General features: G+C 47.1%; 19 protein-coding genes. 14 read left to right on the top strand and 5 right to left on the bottom strand.

The window, feature by feature from the left end; genetic code table 11:
• Window positions 1–158: 158 nt before the first annotated feature.
• Window positions 159–1421, bottom strand: a complete 1263-nt coding sequence (locus tag Pan161_RS08460) for a glycosyltransferase family protein (protein ID WP_145225844.1) — start codon at window positions 1419–1421, stop codon at window positions 159–161.
• A gap of 398 nt (window positions 1422–1819) precedes the next feature.
• On the opposite strand from Pan161_RS08460, the gene asnB reads away from it, so the two are divergent.
• The 14 genes from asnB to Pan161_RS08390 all read left to right on the top strand — a co-directional run bounded on the left by asnB (window position 1820) and on the right by Pan161_RS08390 (window position 17827).
• Complete coding sequence (asnB, locus tag Pan161_RS08455; protein ID WP_145225842.1) at window positions 1820–3658, top strand: asparagine synthase (glutamine-hydrolyzing); 1839 nt, start codon at window positions 1820–1822, stop codon at window positions 3656–3658.
• A 40-nt stretch (window positions 3659–3698) separates the two neighbouring features.
• Window positions 3699–4388, top strand: a complete 690-nt coding sequence (locus Pan161_RS08450) for a sugar transferase (RefSeq protein WP_197995773.1) — start codon at window positions 3699–3701, stop codon at window positions 4386–4388.
• Between the two features lie 287 nt (window positions 4389–4675).
• Window positions 4676–5995, top strand: a complete 1320-nt coding sequence (locus tag Pan161_RS08445) for an O-antigen ligase family protein (protein ID WP_197995772.1) — start codon at window positions 4676–4678, stop codon at window positions 5993–5995.
• A 259-nt stretch (window positions 5996–6254) separates the two neighbouring features.
• A complete protein-coding gene (locus Pan161_RS08440; protein WP_145225838.1) occupies window positions 6255–6983 on the top strand; it encodes an acylneuraminate cytidylyltransferase family protein in 729 nt (242 codons plus the stop codon).
• A 45-nt stretch (window positions 6984–7028) separates the two neighbouring features.
• Window positions 7029–8180: a LegC family aminotransferase gene (locus Pan161_RS08435; protein WP_145225836.1), complete on the top strand. Its 1152-nt coding sequence runs from the start codon at window positions 7029–7031 to the stop codon at window positions 8178–8180.
• Window positions 8177–8815: an acetyltransferase gene (locus tag Pan161_RS08430; RefSeq protein WP_145225835.1), complete on the top strand. Its 639-nt coding sequence runs from the start codon at window positions 8177–8179 to the stop codon at window positions 8813–8815. Before Pan161_RS08435 ends, Pan161_RS08430 begins: the two co-directional genes overlap by 4 nt.
• Complete coding sequence (gene neuB, locus Pan161_RS08425) at window positions 8812–9822, top strand: N-acetylneuraminate synthase (RefSeq protein WP_145225833.1); 1011 nt, start codon at window positions 8812–8814, stop codon at window positions 9820–9822. The genes Pan161_RS08430 and neuB overlap by 4 nt, the downstream gene beginning before the upstream one ends.
• Window positions 9819–11024, top strand: a complete 1206-nt coding sequence (neuC, locus tag Pan161_RS08420) for a UDP-N-acetylglucosamine 2-epimerase (RefSeq protein ID WP_145225831.1) — start codon at window positions 9819–9821, stop codon at window positions 11022–11024. Before neuB ends, neuC begins: the two co-directional genes overlap by 4 nt.
• A gap of 51 nt (window positions 11025–11075) precedes the next feature.
• Window positions 11076–12209 carry a nucleotidyltransferase family protein gene (locus tag Pan161_RS08415; RefSeq protein ID WP_197995771.1) on the top strand — a complete coding sequence of 378 codons (1134 nt, stop codon included), beginning with the start codon at window positions 11076–11078 and terminating at the stop codon, window positions 12207–12209.
• A 34-nt stretch (window positions 12210–12243) separates the two neighbouring features.
• Window positions 12244–13245, top strand: coding sequence for an SDR family NAD(P)-dependent oxidoreductase (locus tag Pan161_RS08410; RefSeq protein WP_145225827.1), 1002 nt, complete (start codon window positions 12244–12246; stop codon window positions 13243–13245).
• Between the two features lie 76 nt (window positions 13246–13321).
• Window positions 13322–14818 (top strand): murein biosynthesis integral membrane protein MurJ, encoded by a 1497-nt coding sequence (gene murJ, locus Pan161_RS08405; protein WP_197995770.1) that lies wholly within the window; start codon window positions 13322–13324, stop codon window positions 14816–14818.
• Entirely contained in the window at window positions 14818–15651 is an 834-nt protein-coding gene (locus tag Pan161_RS08400; protein ID WP_197995769.1) for an aldolase/citrate lyase family protein, read from the top strand. The genes murJ and Pan161_RS08400 overlap by 1 nt, the downstream gene beginning before the upstream one ends.
• Before the next feature lie 212 nt (window positions 15652–15863).
• Window positions 15864–16808, top strand: a complete 945-nt coding sequence (locus tag Pan161_RS08395; RefSeq protein WP_145225820.1) for a UDP-glucuronic acid decarboxylase family protein — start codon at window positions 15864–15866, stop codon at window positions 16806–16808.
• Window positions 16805–17827 (top strand): NAD-dependent epimerase/dehydratase family protein, encoded by a 1023-nt coding sequence (locus Pan161_RS08390; protein WP_145225818.1) that lies wholly within the window; start codon window positions 16805–16807, stop codon window positions 17825–17827. The genes Pan161_RS08395 and Pan161_RS08390 overlap by 4 nt, the downstream gene beginning before the upstream one ends.
• Window positions 17828–17951: 124 nt before the next feature.
• Here Pan161_RS08390 and Pan161_RS08385 read toward each other — a convergent pair whose 3' ends face one another.
• The 4 genes from Pan161_RS08385 to Pan161_RS08370 form a co-directional block, all read right to left on the bottom strand.
• Window positions 17952–18773 (bottom strand): purine-nucleoside phosphorylase, encoded by an 822-nt coding sequence (locus Pan161_RS08385; protein WP_145225816.1) that lies wholly within the window; start codon window positions 18771–18773, stop codon window positions 17952–17954.
• A 165-nt stretch (window positions 18774–18938) separates the two neighbouring features.
• The gene (locus tag Pan161_RS30480; RefSeq protein WP_197995768.1) at window positions 18939–19205 is read right to left on the bottom strand and encodes a hypothetical protein; all 267 of its coding nucleotides are present in this window, start codon (window positions 19203–19205) and stop codon (window positions 18939–18941) included.
• 493 nt (window positions 19206–19698) lie between these two features.
• Window positions 19699–20745: an arsenosugar biosynthesis radical SAM (seleno)protein ArsS gene (arsS, locus tag Pan161_RS08375; RefSeq protein ID WP_145225814.1), complete on the bottom strand. Its 1047-nt coding sequence runs from the start codon at window positions 20743–20745 to the stop codon at window positions 19699–19701.
• Window positions 20746–20795: 50 nt separating this feature from the next.
• Window positions 20796–21974 (bottom strand): methyltransferase domain-containing protein, encoded by a 1179-nt coding sequence (locus Pan161_RS08370; RefSeq protein WP_145225812.1) that lies wholly within the window; start codon window positions 21972–21974, stop codon window positions 20796–20798.
• Window positions 21975–22181 lie beyond the last annotated feature (207 nt).

Raw genomic sequence — 22181 nt, 5'->3', positions numbered from 1 at the left:
TCATTATTTCAATGGGCATGTTGGGTAGCAGAGTTTCTGGATTCTGTTAGATCAGCCTGGAGCACATCACATTTAACCATAGCGACTCTCAATCTATTATACTCGGTCCAAATGGCCCTGGCGACGCGACAGTATAACTGGACACAGTCTAAATGGTATCAGGCTGCTTTGGTCTGTTGTATGTCATGCAATGCTCTAATCACAACCTCCGCGATCCGTATATGGGATCGACCATCGCAATTCCAGGCAGTACGGACTTCTGTACCGCGTTGATGTTGCAATGCAGCAGATTCTTTTTTTAAGAGAGACAGTGCCTGAACGCCTTCTGCCACACTGATTGAGTAGCTGCCCCAGTTATACAGGTGCAGGGGAATGCCATGTGTTGGATAATCATGGTTCGAGTGAAACAGGGCAACCTGTCGTCCCAGGAGTGCTGCTTCCACAGCGACTGTGGATTTATGAGTAATCAGCAGATCACATGTTTCAATGGCCATTGGAAGAGGAGTACGGTCGTCAACAAACGCAGCAGCTCCCAGTCGTGAGATCACGCTGGTGGCCAGTTGACTGTCGCTGTTAGGATGTGGTCTGACAGCAATTTTCAATTCCGGCTTCTGAGGCAGGAGTTGTTCCAGGCTACTGACGATCATTTCCTCATGTTCATCCCAGTTTGGTTTCATTGCGTACAGCGCCAGCAGTTCATCGGGTTTTATCTGATGTACTCTGCGCCATTGGGGAGCCTTGCTCTCCGCTTCAAGAACTTTATGGACCCAGTCAAAATTCGGGTTTCCGGTTACGGTCAATGCGCCGGGATCAAGACCACGCTCTGCCAGAATGGAAACGGCCTGTTTAAAGGGAACGCAGACATAATCAGTCGGGATGTCGTTGTAAGGCTGAAGACCGAACAGATCAAGAACACCGACTGATGGAATTCCACGCTCTGCTGCTACTTGAATTGAAGCCAGTTCGGCGCGAGGAGAATTGGTTGTTAATAAAACGTCTGGCTGAAGTAGATCGAAGAAACGCCGCATCGGATTGAGGGGGAGAAATGCCTGCCTGCCTTTCTCACGGAATGCCTCCCGGGCCCCCTCAACGCCCACTTGATCCTCCAGGTCTGCATAAGAGAGTCCGAGGTAAGCTACGGATTCGTCCAGAGAATTGACTTTACTGCCATGATGCATGTCTGCCGCCAAGCGAGTACCATGCTCGTGCGCGCGAGAGTCTTCCGGACGCAGAATATCCCGGAATCCCAGTGGAGAAAAACCAGCTTTTCGCAGGGCAGCCGCGGCAGTGGTCAGTCCGAGCACCTGAAGTTCATAGCCCAGCGACTGCAAATATTTCAAAACAGGGATCAACATCAGGACGTGGCCGCCTCCATAACAGACCGCCAATACTTTATCTGGCTGATTTTGACGCAGGGGCATAAGAGAGTCCGATTCTTGATTCATGTCAATTAATATGTTCTGTTTTTCGATGAAATGGCTTGAATTAACTGAGAAATTGCAGATTCTGTCAAGATGAAAACGCTGTCAGCTGAGACAGTCGTCAGGTGGAGAAGAGGGGGTTTTGGTCGCACAGGTGGCTTTGCTGTGCGATATTTTGCTTAACCATCGCATTTCCCAGAGAGTAAATCTGAAATTGCTCTTCCTTTAAATGACCAGAATATTCAAAATACGTAACTTCAATAGATATATGAATCTAAATACCACAGATTGATGGCTGCCTCTGTAGAGGGGGGAAGTGACGCGGATGGCCGCTTCATAACTGAGAACAGTTGCAGCAAGCTGAACAGGGTTGTTCAAATCTGACGGAAGGAATCGTAATGTGTGGGATTATTGGCGGATATGATCGCGAACAGCGGCCGTTTGGAACAGAGCTGGCCGAGCGAGCTTGCGAACGCATGGTTCACCGGGGGCCAGATGATCGGGGTATCTTCGAAGCGGACGGAATGCTGGTGGGAAATCAGCGTCTCTCAATCCTTGATCTGGCAGGTGGCCATCAACCCATGTTTTCTGATGACGGGCAGATCATTGTCGTTCAGAATGGGGAAATTTATAACTTTCAGGAACTGGCAAAAACCCTGAATTGCCGCACCGGTTGTGATACCGAAGTCATTCTTCGACTATATGAACGCGATGGGGAAGAGTTCGTTAAACAGCTGAATGGTATGTTTGCGATTGCAATTCTTGATCGGCGAAAACAGTGTCTCCTGTTGTACCGTGATCGAATCGGCCAGAAGCCGCTGTATTTGCATGATGATGGAACACGTCTGCTGTTCGCTTCCGAAATCAAGTCTCTGTTTGCGATGGGTGTGAAAGCAGAGATGAACTGGGAAGGCTTCGATGCGTATCTCACGTACAATTTTGTGCCTCCTCCCATCACTCTGTATCAAAATATTACCCATTTAATGCCGGGGCATCTGCTCAAGGTAACTCGAGAGGGAACCGAAGTCAGACGCTGGTGGAATCTGGCAGAAAAACCAGTGGAATGTCGATCGGAGTCAGCCTGGTCAGAAGAAATCATTGAAACACTGCGGGCTGCGGTCAATATTCGACTTCGCGCCGATGTGCCTGTAGGTGCCTTTCTGTCGGGAGGAATCGACAGTTCTTCTGTGGTTTCTCTAATGAGTCAGGAACTGCCTCATCCCGTGCAGACATTTTGTATCGGCTTTGATGATCCTCGATTTGATGAATCACTTTATGCTCAAGAGCTGGCAGATTTATTTCGGGCCCGGCATACCTGTGATATCGTGAGTCCAAATTTAACATCAAGCTGGCCCTTAACTTTATATCACAATGATCAGCCCCATGGGGATGTCTCATTCATGCCCACTTACCGGGTAAGTCAACTGGCGCGAAAAGCAGTCAAAGTCGTTCTGACCGGGGATGGAGGAGATGAGCTGTTTGCCGGCTACGACGTCCATCGGAACTTTTTTGCGAAGCAGGATCTCACGCTTCCCCGCGAGCAAATTGAAGCGGCCTACATCAGTGCGATCAGCCTGTTGCAACCTGCTGATAAGCTAAAACTCTATTCATCATCTGCCAGACAGCAGTTGGCAGGGGGAGATGCAAGCCATTTCGCCCGTTCTCATTTACAGGAATTCCGCCATCTGGATCCCATCAACCAGGCACTGGCCTTGGATACCCGGATGTTACTGCCCGGTAACAACCTGGTGAAACCCGATAAAATGGCAATGGCTGTTTCTCTGGAGCCACGTGCGCCTTATCTGGATTATCGCATGGTCGATCTGGCGTTTCGCATACCTGGCTCCCTGAAATTGAGGAATGGTGTAACGAAATCGATTCTTAAGAAAGCCTGCGAATCAATTCTACCCGAGAAGATTATTTATCGTAAAAAACAGATGTTTACGGTACCAATCGGAGAATGGTTTAAACGTGAATTATCCCCGTTTGTCAATGAAGTTCTGCTCTCAGAGCGATCACTGGAACGAAGAATGTTCCAGCCGGAACGGGTCCGGCAAATGATCAGCGAGCATCAGACTGAAAAGGTCAACCATACACGTGCCATTCGGGCGCTGCTGGCTTTGGAGCTCTGGCAACGTACTTTTATTGATCAGACGTTTGACCATGCACCAACCTATGCAGAACTGGGGGTCTACAGCTCCGTCGAACTGGGAACCGGCTCTTCTGTTGCCGCCTGAACATCGCAATTGTTATCACAAACCTGGATAAGTGAAAATCATGGACGATTTTAAACTGTCACAACAATCGGCTGAAAAACTCAATGTCAGTCAGGGGGGGCCACATTTTGATCCTCAACTGATGGCTCAACACCAAAAAGTGCCAGAGGCTGAAACCAAAACAGGGTATTTTCTGAAGCGTCCTCTTGATCTGCTGTTTAGCAGTCTGGCTTTGGTGATTTTGTCTCCCCTGTTTCTACTGATTGCCGGCCTGATCAAGCTCACATCTCCAGGACCAGTCTTTTTCAGACAGAAACGGCTGGGAGTGAATGAAAAACCTTTCATGATTCTGAAATTTCGTTCGATGCGATCAGGATCTGAAAAAACAGGATCTCAATTTACGAAAGCCAATGATTCCCGCATTACTGCGGTTGGAAAGCTGATCCGCAAAACCAGTCTGGATGAACTGCCTCAGTTGATAAATATATTTCGCGGGGAAATGAGTTTGATTGGACCTCGACCTTACATCGGATTTGAACTGAAAGATGCATCAACTGCAAACCGGGTCATTCGGTCCAGTGTTCGGCCAGGGATTTCGGGGCTGGCTCAGGTTTCTGGACGCAGTGCTTTGTCTCAGAAAGAGGTGATCACATTTGATCTAAATTATGTAGAGCAATGCAGTCTTGGACTCGATTTTAAAATCGTATGTCAAACTCTACAGAAAGTGATCTCATGTGACGGTAGTAATTGAAACGCTGATTATGATGTAAATTTCTTTTGTGTAATGACTTCTGTGAAATTGGAGACAGTCATGCGATCAACGTTTTGGGTGTTCACTCATTCTGACTACATCAAACTCAAATCGTGAGTAACACCAGATTACGAATGTGAAACTAGTATCGCAATGGAACAGAATTCATGCTATTGAAAACCTGAATTAATGTCTGAATCACAAGGGGACAGGGAGAGAACATTGAACTCTCACCTCTGATGGTTTGACTCCGAGGTAAAATGCCTCTTTATACTGGAATGGATCTAATGCACATTTTTGAGGGCAACTCAAACCAAAATGATTCAGGAGATTTCGGGTATCTTAATCGATCTCGATTTCAGAACCTGGCATTTCAGGTGGGAGTATTGCTGGCGATTCTTACTGGATTTGCAATTCCGGTCTCAACCAGTCTGACTTCTGTCTGTAATCTGGGGATTTTTATCTGCTGGGGACTTTCCGGACAATATCGAGTTACATTTGACTGTATTAAAAAATACCGGGTCGTCACGATATCGCTGATTTTTTTCTGCTGTCTTACCTGTAGTCTGTTATACACGCCTGAAGCATTATCCCTTGCATCCAGAAATTTATTCAAGTACCGCCAGTTTCTGATGATGCCAATCTACCTGACGTTTTTTATCAACCCGCGCGCGCGGTGGCGTGGAATTCAGATGTTTGAGCTGGCAATGCTAGTCACTTTGATTGCTTCGATGACCTGTTGGATATTTCCGATTGAAGGTTCTTTGCGGCTCATGGATCACGCGATCTTCAAGAATCGGATTACACAAAATATCCTGATGTCATTTTTGGTTTACCTTGCCATCTGGAAATTTCTGGAACACCCTGCCAGGCGCTGGCCTTATGCTCTGGTTGCTGTCATCGCAACCTATAATGTTCTGGCAATTGTCCCTGGACGCTCCGGTTATGTGGCATTGGGGATTCTGATTGGCCTGCTCATGTATCAGAAGCTGGGTGTGAAAGGCATTCTACCTGCTACTGCCTGTGTCGGACTGATTAGTCTTGTCACATATCACCATTCAGAACGATTTCAAAATCGGATCGATCAAGTAGTAAAAGAAATAAAAGAATATCGCGTTTCAAACAAAAGTCGGAGTTCCGTTGACCTGCGACTCGAGTTTTATGAGAACGGTCTTCAGATTGCCAAATCAAGCCCATTCATGGGGTCAGGTGTCGGCAGTTTTGCCATGAAATATCGTGAGCTGATGGAGCAGAAAGGGCAGCTCGTTACTGAGAATCCACACAATGAATATGTGATGCTTCTGGTCCAAAATGGAATTATTGGTGTGGGCCTCTTTTTATGTTTCTTCTGGGTCAGCTGGCAAACGACGCGTGGGCTCATGGGGATCGACCAGTCGTTGGGGCAGGCTGTCCTTGCTGTTTATCTGCTTGTCTGTATGGTGAATTCCCTGATGCTGGACACCACCGAAGGATGTCTGTTTGGCTATCTGGTCGGGTTGACTTTGGCGGGAGGGGTGACTGGAATCAAAACGACTCAGCAGGAAGATCTTCTGAAATCCATGGCGAATCACCAGTCTCAGGAAGAGCCTGCCCGTGAAGCGGCTTAATCTTAATCGCATCACATTTAACCATTACGTCTTTGGTATTATTGTACTCGGTCCAAATTCCCCTGGAGACGCTGCAGTAAATCTGGGACCATTCTGATCGCTCCCAGCCCGGCATCTGATTCCACCTTTACACAAAAAACCGGTTGAAATATGATCCGGCCCATGCTCCTTTATTTTGATCAACGATTATGATTCCGGGAGCAGAGAGTTTGTTCTTGAGAAACTGATGATCAGGTAATAATGAGGAAGGGGGCCAGGGATGGCCGGCGCGATTGGATTAATTACTGCGCGAGGTGGTTCAAAAGGGGTGCCTCGGAAAAATATCAAAGTCCTGGCTGGGAAACCTCTGATTGCCTGGACAATTGAAGCAGCACTTGAGAGCCGGGAACTGGATCGGGTGATTGTTTCCACTGATGACAAAGATATCGCATCAATTTCCCGGCAGTATGGTGCAGAAGTTCCTTTTCTCAGACCTCTGAAACTGTCTCTGGATGCTTCAAGTCATACTGATGTAGTGCTACATGCCATTGACTGGCTGATAGAACATGAGCAGTATGAGTCCGAATATATCACAATGCTGCAGCCAACCTCACCGTTCCGGATTGCTGAAGATATTGATGGTTCCATTCGGTTTGCCAGAGAAAAAAATGCCAAAGCAGTCATTGGAATGATGGAAGCTCCCAGTCATCCCGTCTGTTTACGGTTGATGACGGAAGCAGGACTACTGGTGGAACTGACACCTCAGCAGGAAGAGTCTGCACTGCGCAGGCAGCTCTTACCGGAGGTCTATGCATTCAATGGCGCATTGTATGTGCTGCGGACCGAAGATTTCAGGTCAACGAAAACGTTTCGTCCACAGGGAGAAACGTATGGATATAAAATGCCAGAAGAACGGTCTTGGGAAATAGATACTGAATGGGAATTTCTGGTTGCCAGTCTGTTGATGGAAAATCAAATCAATATGACGTCAAAACGAACAGCTGCTTGAAAACAGAGAGCAACTCAGCGGGATTCTAACTGAATTATGCAAACCATGCGCGAACTCATTCCGTTATCCATTCCGCACCTTGCCGGGAATGAATGGAGCTATCTTAAGGACTGCCTCGACTCGGGGTGGGTTTCCTCTGTTGGTTCTTACGTTGACAGGTTCGAGCAGCGGATCAGTGAATATGTGGGAACGGAATTCGGTATCGCTACTGTCAATGGTACTGCTGCCTTGCATCTCAGTCTGCTGGCGTGTGGAGTACAGCCTGGTGATGAAGTTATTGTTCCCGCTTTTACATTTGTTGCACCTGTGAATGCGATTCGATACTGCGGGGCGAATCCTGTATTTGTTGGATCTGAATCGAAAACAATGAACCTTGATGTTCAGAAAGTGCAGGAATTTCTGGAACAGGAATGCATTACAGATCAATCGGGGCTGAAAAATAAACAGACGGGTCGCTACATCAAGGCAATCTTACCTGTCCATGTCTTCGGACATCCCGTGGATATGTCATCACTGGTTGCAATTGCAGACAGATACCAGCTACCCGTCATTGAAGACGCTTCTGAAAGTCTCGGCTCTGAATATCGAGGAAAGAAGACCGGGGCGCTGGCTACGGTCGGCTGCTTTTCATTTAATGGCAATAAGATTATTACTTGTGGTGGGGGAGGCATGGTGACAACAAACCAGGAGCCTCTGGCACGACACATCCGTCATCTCAGTACACAGGCCAACAGCAAACCCTTTGAGTATGAACACAATGAAGTGGGTTATAATTATCGACTGACAAATATTCAGGCGGCTTTGGGAGTGGCTCAGTTGGAGCAACTGGATTCCTTTCTGGAAATCAAACGGAAGAACGCAGAACTTTACAGGCAACTATTAGCTGAAATTCCACAGGTTAATCTTGCCTGGGAAGAACCCTGGGCAAAAAGCAATTTCTGGCTGTGTACATTACTGGTTCCAGCTGCGGACCGAAAACCACTCATGGACTATCTGATTTCTGAGAATATCCAGGTCAGACCAGCATGGAAACTCATGCATACTTTACCGATGTACGAGGACTGTCAGTCTTATCGGCTCGAAGAAACAGAAGCAGTATTTGGACACTGCATTTCAATTCCATCGAGTGTGCAGCTGACTGAGGAGGAAATCAGGTTTGTAGTAAAGTGCATTCAAACCTATTTTGATCAGTCATGAATCATTCCCGGGAATCCATCATTCTGTTAGGAGGTGGGGGTCACGCTAAGGTGCTGATCGATCTGATTCTGCAGGGAGAATCATTTCAAGTGATCGGAATTCTGGACCCGGATCTTGTCATCGGACACCACATCAAAGGAATCAAAGTTCTAGGATCGGATGCGGGGCTGGTAGGGATTCAAGAGCAGGGAGTGAAACATGCTGCTGTTGCCATCGGTAGTGTGCATTCGAATCAGTTAAGGGAAAAATTATTCAACCAGTGTCGGGATCTGGGATTCCAGCAACCGGCGCTGATTCACCCCCGGGCATTCCTGGCGTCAGATGTCACTTTGTGTGAGGGGGTACAAGTTATGGCCGGGGCGATTGTCCAAACAGATACAATAATTGGGGAGGGAGTTGTCGTGAATACCGGAAGCCGGATCGATCATGATTGCAAGATCAGCAAGCATTCGTTTCTGGCACCGGGAGTGATTTTGTGTGGCGGCGTATCAGTTGGTGAGAATGCATTTCTGGGGGCAGGATCAGTTGTGATTCAAGGTGTAAAAATTGGAAAAAATGCAGTCATTGCAGCAGGCGCTGTTGTGACGCGGGATGTCAGGGACGGTGCCTTAGTCAAAGGAGTGCCAGCGAAATGAGTGTATTTGTCATCGCAGAAGCAGGTGTGAATCATAACGGGAGTGTGGAAACAGCTAAAAAAATGATCGACGCGGCCGTGGAAGCCGGGGCGGATGCGATTAAATTCCAGACATTCAAAACGGAAAAACTGGTCTGTAAGTCTGCGCCTCAAGCAGAATATCAGCTGAAAAACAATATGGGAAACGGAGAAGAAGATTCCCAGTTCACGCTACTGAAGAAACTCGAAATAAATCGGGAAACGCATCTGGAGTTATTCGATTATTGTCGGGCTGCAGGAATTGTGTTTATTTCCACTCCCTTTGATCTGGATAGCATTGACCTGTTGAAAGGTCTCGGCCTGGAAAGAATCAAAGTTCCCTCTGGTGAAATTACCAATTATCCCTACCTGAAAAAAGTGGGAGAGACATTTCATAGAGTGATCCTTTCTACGGGGATGGCAGACCTGGGCGAGATCGAAGATGCACTGGATATCCTGATCGCCGCTGGGGTCGAACGCGACAACATCACAGTCCTGCATTGTAATACAGAATATCCCACGCCGATTCAGGATGTGAATCTCAAAGCGATGCAAACCATCCGAGATGCTCTGGGAGTTAAAGTCGGTTATTCCGATCATACACTGGGGATTGAAGTTTCTATCGCCGCCACTGCTTTGGGAGCATGTGTCATAGAGAAGCATTTTACGCTCGATAAAAATATGGAAGGCCCTGATCATGCTGCCTCCCTGGAGCCTGATGAGCTTCTGATGCTCGTGCGTGGTATTCGTAATACAGAAAGGTCACTGGGCAGCCCGCTTAAGAAACCCTCACTTTCGGAAGCAAAGAACAAGCCGGTGGTCCGCAAAAGTATTGTTGCTGCAGAACCTATCAAAAAAGGTGAGCCTTTTACTGAGAGAAATCTCTGCGTGAAACGCCCGGGAACAGGCATCAGTCCCATGCTCTGGGATCAGATGCAGAATCAGATTGCCCGGCGTGATTATCAGGAAGACGAAATCATTGAATTATGAATAAAACTGTCTGTCTGATAACCGGTTCGCGAGCAGATTATGGTCTGTTGAGTCCTTTGTTGGACGAACTGCAGGCTGATTCAGAAATCCACCTGCAATTGCTGGTGACCGGGTCTCATCTCTCTCCCGAATTTGGGCTGACGTATCAGGAAATCGAAGCAGACGGTTATCAAATCGATGAAAAAGTGGAAGTCGTCATGAGTTCGGATTCCTCCGTCGGAATCTGTAAATCCATGGGGCTGGGATTGATCAGTTTTTCTGAAGCATATTCCCGACTGAATCCCGATCTGATTGTCGTTCTGGGGGACCGTTACGAAATCTTCAGCGCAGTTTCTGCTGCTCATATCAGCCGTATACCGGTGGCGCATCTACACGGTGGCGAAGTGACAGAAGGCGCTTTTGATGATGCATTAAGACACGCGATCACAAAAATGAGTTATCTGCATTTTACCGCGACCGAAGATTACCGCAGGCGTGTGATCCAGTTGGGGGAAGATCCTTCGCGAGTTTTTAACGTAGGAGCGATCGGATTAGATAATATCACTCGGCTCAATCTGCTTAGTCGAGAGGAACTCGAAGTTTGTCTGGATTTTAAATTCAAACACCGTAACCTTTTGTGCACATTTCATCCGGTCACACTGGAATCGGATACCGCAGAAACTCAAATGCAGCACTTATTAAATGTGCTGGAGCAGCAGGAAGACACAAACATCATTTTTACGAAATCAAACGCTGATACGAGTGGAAGAGTCATTAATCAGATGATTGACGATTTTGTACAGAAAGACCGTGATCACTACCATGCTTATGTGAGTTTAGGACAACTGCGATATTTATCACTGATGCAATATGTCGATGCTGTTGTGGGAAACTCTTCAAGTGGAATCATTGAGGCTTCCAGTTTTGGCGTTGGAACTGTGAACCTGGGCGATCGGCAGAAAGGGCGAATTCGGTCAAAGCTGGTAATTGATTGTGCACCGGACGAAACTACTATAGTCACAGCATTTAAAACGTTATATTCTCCCGACTTTGAAAAACTTCGAAAGACAGCCACCAACCCTTACGGAGATGGCAAGTCAGCACCGCGAATCGCCAGAATACTCAGGGAAAGTCCTCTGACACAGACGACACAAAAATCGTTTTATGATCTGGCGTTTGATCGCGTAATGCCACACGGCGTTAAAATTGTACCTGCAGACTAAAATGAATCCTGTGAGTGATAACATATGCCAGCCGGGAGAGGGAGACCAGAGATGGACTCGATCAATGAGTGTCTGATCAACGAAACTGCAGATATCCGAGACACAATCCGCGCCATCGAATCTGGCAAAAAAGGAATCGCAGTGGTGATTGATCACTGCCGTACTTTACAGGGTGTTGTTACCGATGGTGATGTCCGACGTGGTTTGCTGGCAGGTCAGAAACTGAAAGATTCTGTCACAGCGATTATGAATCGCAGACCAACCAAGGCGGATTCGCGATCCTCTCAGACTTCGATTAGAGAGTTGCTGGAACAAAGCGGACTGGAAGCACTTCCACTGGTGGATGAGCAAAATTGTGTTGTTGATATTGTATTGCTGTCAGCATTAAGACGTCATTCACATCCAGGGCAGGCCACCGGGTTCAGTAGTGCCCTGATCATGGCAGGTGGAGAAGGGCGAAGATTATTGCCACTGACTGAGAATCTGCCTAAACCGCTGGTCGAAGTCGGGGGCATGCCTCTGATTGAACGACAGGTTCGCAGAATCGCACATGCTGGCGTCAATCGAATTTATGTCGCAGTAAATTATCTGGCTGAAATGATTGAATCACATCTGGGAGATGGCAGCCGTTTTGGTGTGGAAATACAATATTTACGCGAACCGAAAAAGCTGGGTACAGCTGGATCACTCTCGCTGATCACAGAAAAGCTGGATGGACCATTGCTGTTAATGAATGGAGATGTCTTAACCTCGATCAATTTTCAGTACCTACTGGATTTTCATTCTAAGCATCAGCCTCTGATAACTGTGGCCGCCATTGATTATCATGTAGAGATTCCTTACGGAGTCATTAAAACAGAGGGCTCATTTGCCCTGTGTCTGGAAGAAAAACCTTCACAGCAGTTTTTGTGTAACGCCGGAATTTATGCACTGTCTCCTGAAGCTGTGAGTCTTGTTCCTCACCACCAACCTTACAATATGACCGATCTCATCGAGACAGGACTTTCGCAGAAAGAGGGCGTTGCTGTGTTTCCGGTGCATGAGTACTGGTCTGATATTGGGACTCACGCTGAGTTGGATAAAGCACGTTCTGAGTTAAAGATTGTGAGGGAAACCCTCGGGGAGCTGGAAGAAAGTGATGAATTTGCGGTACACATTGAATTAAACCACCGCAAAGCAGCCTAGACCATTGAAAAGCGAAATATTAAAGAAATCAAGCATGACAGAGTCATTAACAGGTCAGCAGGTTCTGGTCACAGGGGCCGATGGTTTCATCGGGAGCCATCTGGTCGAACAGCTTGTCGCATCCGGGGCCCGTGTGCGTGCGCTGGTCTATTACAATTCCTGGAACCAGATTGGCTGGTTGAACGATATTTCTACTGAGGTTCTGCAGTCCATTGAAGTCATTCAGGGGGATATTCGGGATGCAGAACGGGTTAACGGAGCTGTCACAGGCTGCGAGTATGTCTTTCATTTATCGAGTCTGATTGCCATCCCCTATAGCTACGTAGCTGCCCGCTCGTATGTGGATACCAATATCACAGGGGCATTAAATGTTTTACAGTCATGTCGCAGTTCAGACAGTCTCACCAGATTAGTACATGTTTCTACTTCGGAAGTATATGGTTCTGCGCAGCGAGTCCCCATTGATGAAGATCATCCCCTGGTCGGGCAGTCTCCTTATTCCGCCAGTAAAATTGGCGCAGATAAGATGGCAGAAAGTTTTTATCTATCGTTTGAACTGCCTGTTGTAACGGCTCGGCCGTTTAATACCTATGGGCCGCGGCAGACGGCACGAGCTGTGATTCCGACGATTGCCAGTCAGTTGCTCTCAGGCTGCTCTGAATTAAAACTGGGAGCGTTAACACCGACACGCGATTTTAATTTTGCTACCGACACGGCGGCGGGAATGATTGCTCTTGCACTTTGTAAGCAGGCCGAAGGTGAAGTTGTTAATATTGGGAGCGGCAGGGAATGGTCCATTGAAGAAACTGCGAAAATTCTGATGGAAGTTACGGGACGTGAGGTGCCCATCCTGTGTGATGAGGATCGGATTCGTCCCGAAAAAAGTGAAGTGAATCGGCTCCTGGCCGATAATACGAAAATTCAGAAACTGACCGACTGGAAAAGTCAGGTATCTTTTCAGTCAGGGCTCGCAGCCACTTCCGACTGGATCAGACAGAATCTCCGGTATTTCAACGTAGAACGCTACACCATCTGACGGGCTTGCGACATGAATTCTGAAATGAATATTTTTTAACGAAGCTATAGCGAATATGACACAACGAGCCACATCTGTGTCGGCGATATTAGTTGCTCTGGCGATGCTGCTGGGGCGAATGACAGGCCTGTTGCGCATTTTAGGACTTGCAACGGTACTCGGTGTTACCTATGCGAACGATCTTGCCATACTCGTCATTTCCGTCCCGGATATACTGAATGCCATGCTGGTGGGGGGCGCTTTAGGTGTGGTGTTGATACCAGAAATGCATCGTCGCAATGAAGAAGTTTCAGAACAGTCTGCCAGTCAGCTGATCGTGCAGACTTTTTTTGCGATCGCTGTCGTGACTGGTGTTCTGGCTTTCCTGCTGGTTATGGGAGGGACATGGTTTACGCAACTACTCGCTTCCGGGTTCACACCTGCTCAGATAAACGAGGCCGGCAAACTGATTTCAATTGTATTGATTGCGTTTCCTGTCAGCGCTGTGACAGCGGTCACTTCTGCCGTTCTACAGGGGCATCACAAACCAGTGATTCCCGCATATGGAAATTTATTTTTTAATCTGGTCCTGATCGTGGTGATTTTTCTCTGGGTGACACCAGGACAAATTGAGATTCTCGCCTGGGCAGTGGTGGTGGCAAGTTTATTTCGATTACTGACTCAACTCATCTGCTGTTATTTTGTAAGTGACTTTAAAGGGGCTTTTAAATCCTTTTTTCGCTTGAGTTCCTTGAACCGGCAACTGATGGTAAAATACTTCCAGGCACTCACCGCCATTGGTCTGGTAGTTACTTTTCCAGTTGTGTCACGATCATTTGCTTCGATGTATGAAGGGGGAATCAGTCTGTTTGAATATGCCCAAAAACTGGTGGAGCTGCCACGAGGATTAATAGGGGCTGTGATCTCAATGGTGATTTTTCCCAGGCTCAGTCGAATATTTGCGACAGGGGATCTGACTACGGGGGCGAGAATGGTCAGTCAGATAGCTGGATTGATCTTATTAATTTCTATTCCTGCAGGCATTGCCATTTATGTAAGTGCTGAACCGGTAGTCTCGCTGTTGTTTCAACGTGGCCAGTTTTCAGCACTGGATGTTGCAAATACCGCGAAATTGCTGCAGATTTCTATCTTGTCGATGCCAGCCTTGTTTTTATCTATTTTGACAATGAATGTGTTTTATGCCAGACATGAAACGATCATTCCTTTTAAAATCAGTTGTGTCTCTCTAGCCTGTCTCATTCTGCTTTCGCTGGGACTGCGAGAGTTTCTCGGAATATCCGGGATCATGCTGGCGTTTGTTTTGGCCAGCTGGCTACATTTTCTGGGTCTGGCTGTTTCATTGCATGTAAAATTAAAGGTATCCATAATTCAGGGTATTGATTTGAAACATTACTCAGCCCTGGTCTTTCTGACATTCTCAGGGATCTCGATTTCCACTATGATAGTCAATATCGTGTCGGATCATGTCCACTTGTTTATATGTTCTGTGGGACTGGGGGGGCTTTGTTTTGGGGCTGTTTTATTGATCCTGAAGAATCACTTGCCGCGTTTCAACGGGAAGCTGTCTTTATAATGAAGTATTTATTTATCACTGATTGCCCTGAGATTGCAAAATACGTCGATCGCTGCGGCGTCCATTGTATCTTCATTGATCTCGAGTTGTTGGGAAAAGTCGAGCGTCAGGGAGGCAGGGATACAGTGATTTCACACCATAAAGTAGAAAATATTTCGCGTGTCAAGAATGTGGTCCAGAATGCTGAAGTTCTGGTTCGCTTGAATCCTCTGAATCCTCAAACATCGGTTGAGATTGAAAGTGCACTGGATCAGGGGGCGGATGCGCTGATGCTGCCGATGTTCCGTTCGCTTGAAGAAATAGAATGGTTCTGCGATCGAGTCAATTCACGGGCCAGAGTGGTGCCATTGGTGGAAACGATCGGAGCAATGAATCAACTCGATCAAATCGTACAACTCCCTGGTGTCTCACGGATCCATATTGGTTTAAATGATTTACATCTCGACATGGAGCTGAATTTCATGTTTGAGCTGATGTCAAATGGAATTGTGGATAAAATGGCTGAAATTTGCAGACGTGCCGAAATCCCCTTCGGCATTGGGGGGATCTCTACAATGGATCAGGGGCTGGTTTCAGGGCGGCTGGTATTGAGTGCGCATGCACGGCTGGGATCTGAGTGGGTGATTCTCTCTCGCTCTTTTCATCAGCTTGCGACAAGCCTGTCAGAATTGCAGTCAAAAATCAACCTGCCGCTGGAACTTCAGAAAGTTGATGAAGCCTACTCTGAACTAATGAAGCGGACCGATTTCGAGATTGAACAGGATAAGCAACTGCTTTCACAGGCAGTGGACGAAGTTGCCTCAAATGAAATGGCGGAACGTAACGCCTCGTAATCCTACTCTTGGACACGACACTTCGCCACTTCAAGCCCTGTTTTGCTTCATCCTTCCAGTTTCCCAAATGAATTACATAAAATTCCGGGGTGGAAACGGATTTCTATTCTCGTTTTTAACGTTCTGTTAAAGTACACTTGCAATATAACGATAAAGTAAATCAAGGGTTCATCCCTGATTCAGGTAGCTTGTTTTTCGAAAAGGAATAATTGGTGAACTCTGTTTTAGTAACTGGTGGAGCCGGTTTCCTGGGAAGTCATTTATGTGACCGACTGATCGAACAGGGCAGGGAAGTGATCTGCCTCGATAACTTCTTTACAGGCAGCAAAAGAAATATTGCTCATCTGATCGGACATCCCCGGTTTGAATTGATCCGGCATGACATTGTGCATCCGTTTTATCTGGAAGTCAGTGAGATCTACAATCTCGCATGTCCGGCGTCTCCGGTTGCCTATCAATATAATCCCATCAAAACAATCAAGACATCGAGTGTCGGGATGGTGAATGTTCTGGGGCTGGCAAAACGCTGTCGTGCCAAGGTGCTGCACGCATCCACATCCGAAGTTTATGGTGATCCGGATGTGCACCCGCAGGTAGAAGAGTATTGGGGGAATGTGAACCCTCTTGGCCCTCGCAGTTGTTATGATGAAGGCAAGCGGATCGCAGAATCGCTGTGTATTAATTATCATCAGGCACATCAGGTGCCGATTCGCATCGTAAGAATTTTCAATACCTATGGGCCGCGAATGGACCCGAATGATGGTCGTGTAATCTCCAATTTCATTAATCAGGCACTGCGGGGAGAGCCACTCACAATTTATGGTGATGGTCAGCAGACTCGCTCTTTCTGTTATGTTGATGACCTGATTGAAGGTTTTCTGAAAATGATGGACCAGGATGAGACAACCGGACCGATTAACCTGGGGAATCCTATAGAGAACAGTATGTTGGAACTGGCACAGGCTGTATTGAAGTCAGTCAATTCTGGCTCGGAATTAGTTTATGAACCGCTACCGACTGACGATCCAAAACAGCGCTGTCCCGACATTACCAAAGCACGAAAATTTCTAGACTGGGAACCCGGAGTTTCATTACAGGAAGGTTTGGCCAAGACTGTTGAGTACTATCGGAATCTGATGCAACAGGAATCGGTATGAACCATATTCTGGTGACGGGAGCAGCTGGTTTCATCGGATTTCATGTTTCTGCTCGCATGCTTTCACAAGGGCATCGGGTGACGGGGGTTGATAATCTTAACAGCCATTATGACGTCAGTTTGAAACTCGATCGGCTGGCAGAATTACAGCAATACCCGACGTTTCAGTTTCATGAAGCGGATATCACAGACGTGGAATGCCTTTCGCAGCTGTTTAATGAGAGTTCTTTTCAGAAGGTGGTCCATCTGGCAGCCGAAGTCGGAGTAAGGAATTCCCTGCTCAGACCGCTCGAATATATTCAGAGTAACGTGTTGGGCTTTGTGAATCTGCTGGAGCAATGCCGACTGAAAGAGATGGAACATGTTGTCTATGCTTCATCCAGTTCTGTGTATGGCGCGAATCGAAAGATTCCTTATTCTACACATGATGCCGTTGATCACCCTGTCAGTCTGTATGCTGCGACCAAACGGTCTGATGAACTGATTGCTCATAGTTATAGCCATTTATACGATCTACCTACCACTGGATTGCGATTTTTTACAGTCTATGGTCCCTGGGGTCGGCCTGACATGGCTGTCTATCTCTTTACTAAAGCCATATTGGAAGGGACACCCATTAAGGTATTCAATCATGGAAATCTTAAACGGGATTTTACCTACGTTGATGATATCGTAACCGGAGTGCTGGGAGTTCTGGAACAGACGCCCGTTCGAACAGAGCCTGTTGGGAAAGCAACTGCCGACGAGTTGACTCAAGAGACGGTTGCCCCCTATCGATTGTATAACATCGGTAATCATCAGCCTGTAGGAATCGCCCGATTGATCGATGTGATAGAACAGCGAGTCGGCAAACCTGCGATTCGTGAAAATTACCCGATGCAACCAGGGGATGTTCTGGAAACGTATGCAGATATTTCAGAGTTGCAGCAGGCAACAGGATTTGCTCCCTCTACATCGATTGAACAGGGGATTGATCGATTTGTCGACTGGTATCTGGAATATCATTCCAGAGGAAAATAACCTGGTCAGTGTTCCCGACTGTGTCCCGTTTTACTGTAACGTCTCCAGGGCAGTTGGACCGAGTATAAGAGACGCTATGGTGAAATGTGACGTGCTCTCAAGTAAGCTCATGCGATCTGGGGGATTACAATTCCGCAATGATTTGCGGTATCAATTGAGCCAGTTTCTGGCCACCATCTGCTGCCACTTTTAAGATTTTACTGATCTCAACTGGTTCCAGGGCATCGGGCAGACAGAGATCAGTCACCACCGAGAGCCCCAATACTTTCAGGGACGCATGATTGGCGACAATGCATTCAGGGACCGTCGACATGCCCACGCAGTCTGCACCCATCTGACGCAGCATACGATATTCCGCACGTGTTTCCAGGTTTGGTCCAGCAACGGCGACAAATACCCCTGTCTGAGTACGTATCTGTAGTTCCAGCGCCTTCTGTTCAGCCAGCCTGATTAAGCTGCGGTCGTAGGGGGCGCACATATCCGGGAAACGGACGCCGAGTCGATCATCATTGATACCACGTAATGGATTGTCACCCATTAAATTAATCTGATCTTCAATGATCATAATATCTGCCAGCTGATAGTGAGGATTCATCCCACCCGAGGCATTGGTGATGATCAAGGTTTCGACCCCCAGGGCTTTCATTACTCGAACGGGAAAAGTGACCTCTTTCATGGAGTAGCCTTCATAAAAATGAAATCGGCCTTCCATCGCGACAATCGGGGTTCCATTTAAGATTCCAGATACCAACTGACCCGCATGTGATTCTACCGTCGAGCGGGGAAAGTGAGGAATCGTTTCATATGCTATTGAATTCTGCTGGCTGATCTGTTGAGTGAAGCCACCCAGACCGGTACCCAGAATTAAACCGACCTGAGGGGGCTCCTGAATCCGAGGTTTCAGATATTCGACAGCATCATTTATTTTTTCGACCAGTCCCTGCATGGATAGTATCTTTTCAGTAGGAGAGTTCAGGAAGCTGGTGGAAGCACCCCTACTCAAGTGATTGGCGGGTGGATCGTCGCATCGTGTGGACGGAGAAGAGAGGGGGCGAAACTCGCCTTTTAAATCAATTCAATGGCGAGTCGACTAACCTGGCATCAGATTATTTTAAAACGCGTCATCGTCATCAAAATCATCATCGAATTCATCATCAAACTCATCTTCTTCATCATCGAATTCTTCTTCTTCTTCTTCTTCGTCATCATCATCGAAATCGTCTTCGTCATCGTCGAATTCATCGTCGAGGTCTTCCAGGTCATCGAAACCAATATTTTCTTCATCATCATCCAGTGAAAAGAAAACTATAGGGGTTTCTTCCGTAAATGGATCAAGTTTTTCGGGGGATTCGATAAGGGGTGAATCAATTACTAACACAGTTAAATCCTCGTTGTTTCTTTGTGCAATCTTTCCAAATTTCTATACGATTTTTACAGAGCATTAAAGCCCCATGTCAACATCCAATCGTGGGATCGTATTGACATTCGGGGAGAACTATTTCGACTCTTGAAAGGCAAAAATATAGTTCAGAATATTTCCATTATTATATTTAAAATACTTTGTCAAGTGCGAAAAAAAAAGAACTGGAAATATATAGTTCTATTTCCGTCTGCGTGCCGTAAACACATGAGGAAAAAAGCGTAGTTTTTCGCTGTCAGCGGGAAAAAGTTGCTCCCGGGATGGACCGGTTTTTCCTGATAAACAAATGGTGATAACTTGAATAGTTCGCCTGCCTGCACTGGTTCAAAATTGAGTATTCGGATCCCGTCAGGAACCTTCATCTATTCTTTACAATGGTTTCATAAATCGGCTGTGAAGGGGGCAGAACAGGCTTGGCAAAAACCGTCAATCCAGCGTTAGGGCGGAGGTGTCACGGGTTTTGAATGGCTCCGCCACAACTTGATCCAGCCCCTGCCGTACAGCCATAGCAATGCTGGCTGGAATTGATGTTTCTGTTGACGAGATCATCGTAATTAAAATTACGGATGTGTCTTTGCTCAGACACTGCGATCGGTATATTCAGCATCTGGTTAAAATCACAGTCGTAGAGATATCCTTCCCAGTCGACTGAGAGAATCGAGCGGCACATCAGCCCGGACACAGTACCCGGGTTAAAAGCGCTCACGAGACGCTCCATGTATTCTTCAAACTGTCCTTGCTGGATCAGCTCACTCAGAAACCGGCTGATCGGCATATTGGTGATGGTGATCAGGTTTGTAAACTGAATATCGAATCGTGTTTTCAACTCGCGTTGGTAGGCGGCTTCCAGTTCCGATTGATCAGGCGGTAGTGAAAAACCGACCGGATTATAAACCAGTGTTAACTTCAATCCTGAGTCAGAAGTTCCATAGCCGAATGAATTCAAAAGCTGCAGCGCGTCAATCGATTTTTGAAAAGCACCATTGCCCCGTTGTGCATCCGTATTTTCCTGCAGGTAACAGGGCAGAGAGGCCACGATTTCGACCTGATGCTCTGCCAGAAATTTTGATAGATCTTGAAAACCGGGGGCGAGTAATATCGTCAGATTGCACCGATCGATTACGCGTTTACCCAGCTGGCGGGCGGCGATCACCATCTCTCGAAACTGTGGATTCATTTCCGGCGCACCACCGGTTAAATCGAGTATTTCAAATCCCGGATGTTGCAAGGCCTGCAGACACTCCTTTACCGTTTCAGCTGTCATGATTTCCCTGCGGTCAGGACCCGCATCGACATGACAATGCTCACACGTCATGTTGCAGAGTTTTCCCAGGTTGACCTGCAAGGTATCAATCCTTGTCGCCTGCAGGTTGGGGAGTTGATGCTGCTGTAACTGTTTTTCAAACGTCGGCTGTTGTGAATGTTCATTTAGAATCCGCAGTTGTTCACGCGGGTCCGCTAGTTTGCTATGTTGTCTAAGCAGGGTGAGAGGGGGCATCAGTCTTCCCGATTTGAGTGTAAACGGAATTCTATTCCGAAAAACGGAGTCTAGCAGCAACCGCTGTCCGGACTACAGCAGTCATCCATAATCTGAGTAGTCAGATTAAAGTTTTTGCCTTTGGTTTCCAAGGGACTGCGGATCGCATTCCTGCGACAGTCCATCTCGCGTGCCTGCTCCAGGGGAATATCCTGATATGGCTCAACCGGGAGAAACTGGCTTGCGTAAGGCGCAGCCTGCAGCAGTCGAAATGTTTTATCACAGACGGCGATCCGCTGGCCTCGAAAATAAGTATGCCCATCGTCATCCTCGACTTTCTTAAACGGTCCGCGATATATCATCGCCTGATTTCGTTCCAGGCAGGAGCCCTGTTTACCTTTATACGCCGAGACAACCACCGATCGGAATTCAATACCTTCTACTGTCTGCCAGGAGTTTTCTTCGCGTTTCAGTATTTCGATCCCATGAAACCCGGCGTCTTCAAATGCCTTCAAAAACGCGGCTTCCTGGAAGGCACCAGAAATGCATCCTGACCAGAGTTCAGGGTCTTTGCGCATATGGTGAGGAACGATTTCATCACAGACAATATCACTGATGACCGCTTTCCCACCGCGTTTTAAAACTCGAAAGACTTCCTGCAGTAACTGGCTACGGTCGCTCTCACGTACCAGGTTTAAAACACAGTTTGAGATCACACAGTCAATCGAGTCATCTGGAATCAGTGGTGACTCCTGTCGCAGCCGTTCTTCCAGATTCCGTAATTCCAGCCAGCGCGCCTGACTGTCGATCGGGTTGGCGGACAATTCCTGATTCAACAGATCCAGGTCCAGTTTTAGGTCCTGGATCAGGCCCGTGCGAAATTCAACATTTCCGTATGCGAGTTGATCGGCGACGTCCTGCTGATACTTGCGGGCCAGAGCCAGCATCTCCGCATTGCAGTCCACTCCGATTACTTTTCCGGAAGGCCCCACAATCTGTGATGCGATGTAACAGATTTTACCTCCCCCTGAACCTAGATCCAGAACGGTATCGCCCGGGGAGAGATAAGGGGTCGGGTCACCACAACCATAGTCCTTTTCCAGAATCTCTTTCGGGATGATCGATAAATATTCCTGATTGTATTCAACAGGACAACACAGTGCCGGTTCAGCCTGGTGCGCCGCGTTTGCATAACGGGCATAGACAGATTCTTCTTCACTGGAGGACGTCTGCGTATTGACAGAATTCATCTTGCTCAAGGTTCCTTTAAAGTCCGTTCGGTTTCTTTTGAATTTCTGACGAAAACAACTGCTGAAAGTAAAAGGCTGCTTGAAGATCTTCCAGTATAGCCAAGTCAGTGAATTTCAGAAACATTGCGTTTCCGAATGAAGATTACTTTTGGGAGTTTGTATTATGGACTACTATGAATTCAAATACTGTGAAACGAATTACAATTC

Origin of the sequence: Gimesia algae, from assembly GCF_007746795.1 — a bacterium.
Taxonomy (GTDB): Bacteria; Planctomycetota; Planctomycetia; order Planctomycetales; family Planctomycetaceae; genus Gimesia; species Gimesia algae.
The sequence above is the reverse complement of the archived record's forward strand: the minus strand, read 5'-3'. Positions and strand labels throughout refer to the sequence as shown.

Excerpts from the sequence above, each read along its gene's own strand:
- Pan161_RS08435 (WP_145225836.1), top strand. The coding sequence starts at position 7,029 with ATGCGCGAACTCATTCCGTTATCCATTCCGCACCTTGCCGGGAATGAA.
- Pan161_RS08385 (WP_145225816.1), bottom strand. The coding sequence starts at position 18,773 with ATGCAGGGACTGGTCGAAAAAATAAATGATGCTGTCGAATATCTGAAA.
- Pan161_RS08430 (WP_145225835.1), top strand. The coding sequence starts at position 8,177 with ATGAATCATTCCCGGGAATCCATCATTCTGTTAGGAGGTGGGGGTCAC.
- neuC (WP_145225831.1), top strand. The coding sequence starts at position 9,819 with ATGAATAAAACTGTCTGTCTGATAACCGGTTCGCGAGCAGATTATGGT.
- Pan161_RS08400 (WP_197995769.1), top strand. The coding sequence starts at position 14,818 with ATGAAGTATTTATTTATCACTGATTGCCCTGAGATTGCAAAATACGTC.
- Pan161_RS08390 (WP_145225818.1), top strand. The coding sequence starts at position 16,805 with ATGAACCATATTCTGGTGACGGGAGCAGCTGGTTTCATCGGATTTCAT.
- Pan161_RS08460 (WP_145225844.1), bottom strand. The coding sequence starts at position 1,421 with ATGCCCCTGCGTCAAAATCAGCCAGATAAAGTATTGGCGGTCTGTTAT.
- Pan161_RS08415 (WP_197995771.1), top strand. The coding sequence starts at position 11,076 with ATGGACTCGATCAATGAGTGTCTGATCAACGAAACTGCAGATATCCGA.
- Pan161_RS08445 (WP_197995772.1), top strand. The coding sequence starts at position 4,676 with ATGCACATTTTTGAGGGCAACTCAAACCAAAATGATTCAGGAGATTTC.
- Pan161_RS08370 (WP_145225812.1), bottom strand. The coding sequence starts at position 21,974 with ATGAATTCTGTCAATACGCAGACGTCCTCCAGTGAAGAAGAATCTGTC.
- neuB (WP_145225833.1), top strand. The coding sequence starts at position 8,812 with ATGAGTGTATTTGTCATCGCAGAAGCAGGTGTGAATCATAACGGGAGT.
- Pan161_RS08450 (WP_197995773.1), top strand. The coding sequence starts at position 3,699 with ATGGACGATTTTAAACTGTCACAACAATCGGCTGAAAAACTCAATGTC.
- Pan161_RS08410 (WP_145225827.1), top strand. The coding sequence starts at position 12,244 with ATGACAGAGTCATTAACAGGTCAGCAGGTTCTGGTCACAGGGGCCGAT.
- asnB (WP_145225842.1), top strand. The coding sequence starts at position 1,820 with ATGTGTGGGATTATTGGCGGATATGATCGCGAACAGCGGCCGTTTGGA.
- Pan161_RS08440 (WP_145225838.1), top strand. The coding sequence starts at position 6,255 with ATGGCCGGCGCGATTGGATTAATTACTGCGCGAGGTGGTTCAAAAGGG.
- arsS (WP_145225814.1), bottom strand. The coding sequence starts at position 20,745 with ATGCCCCCTCTCACCCTGCTTAGACAACATAGCAAACTAGCGGACCCG.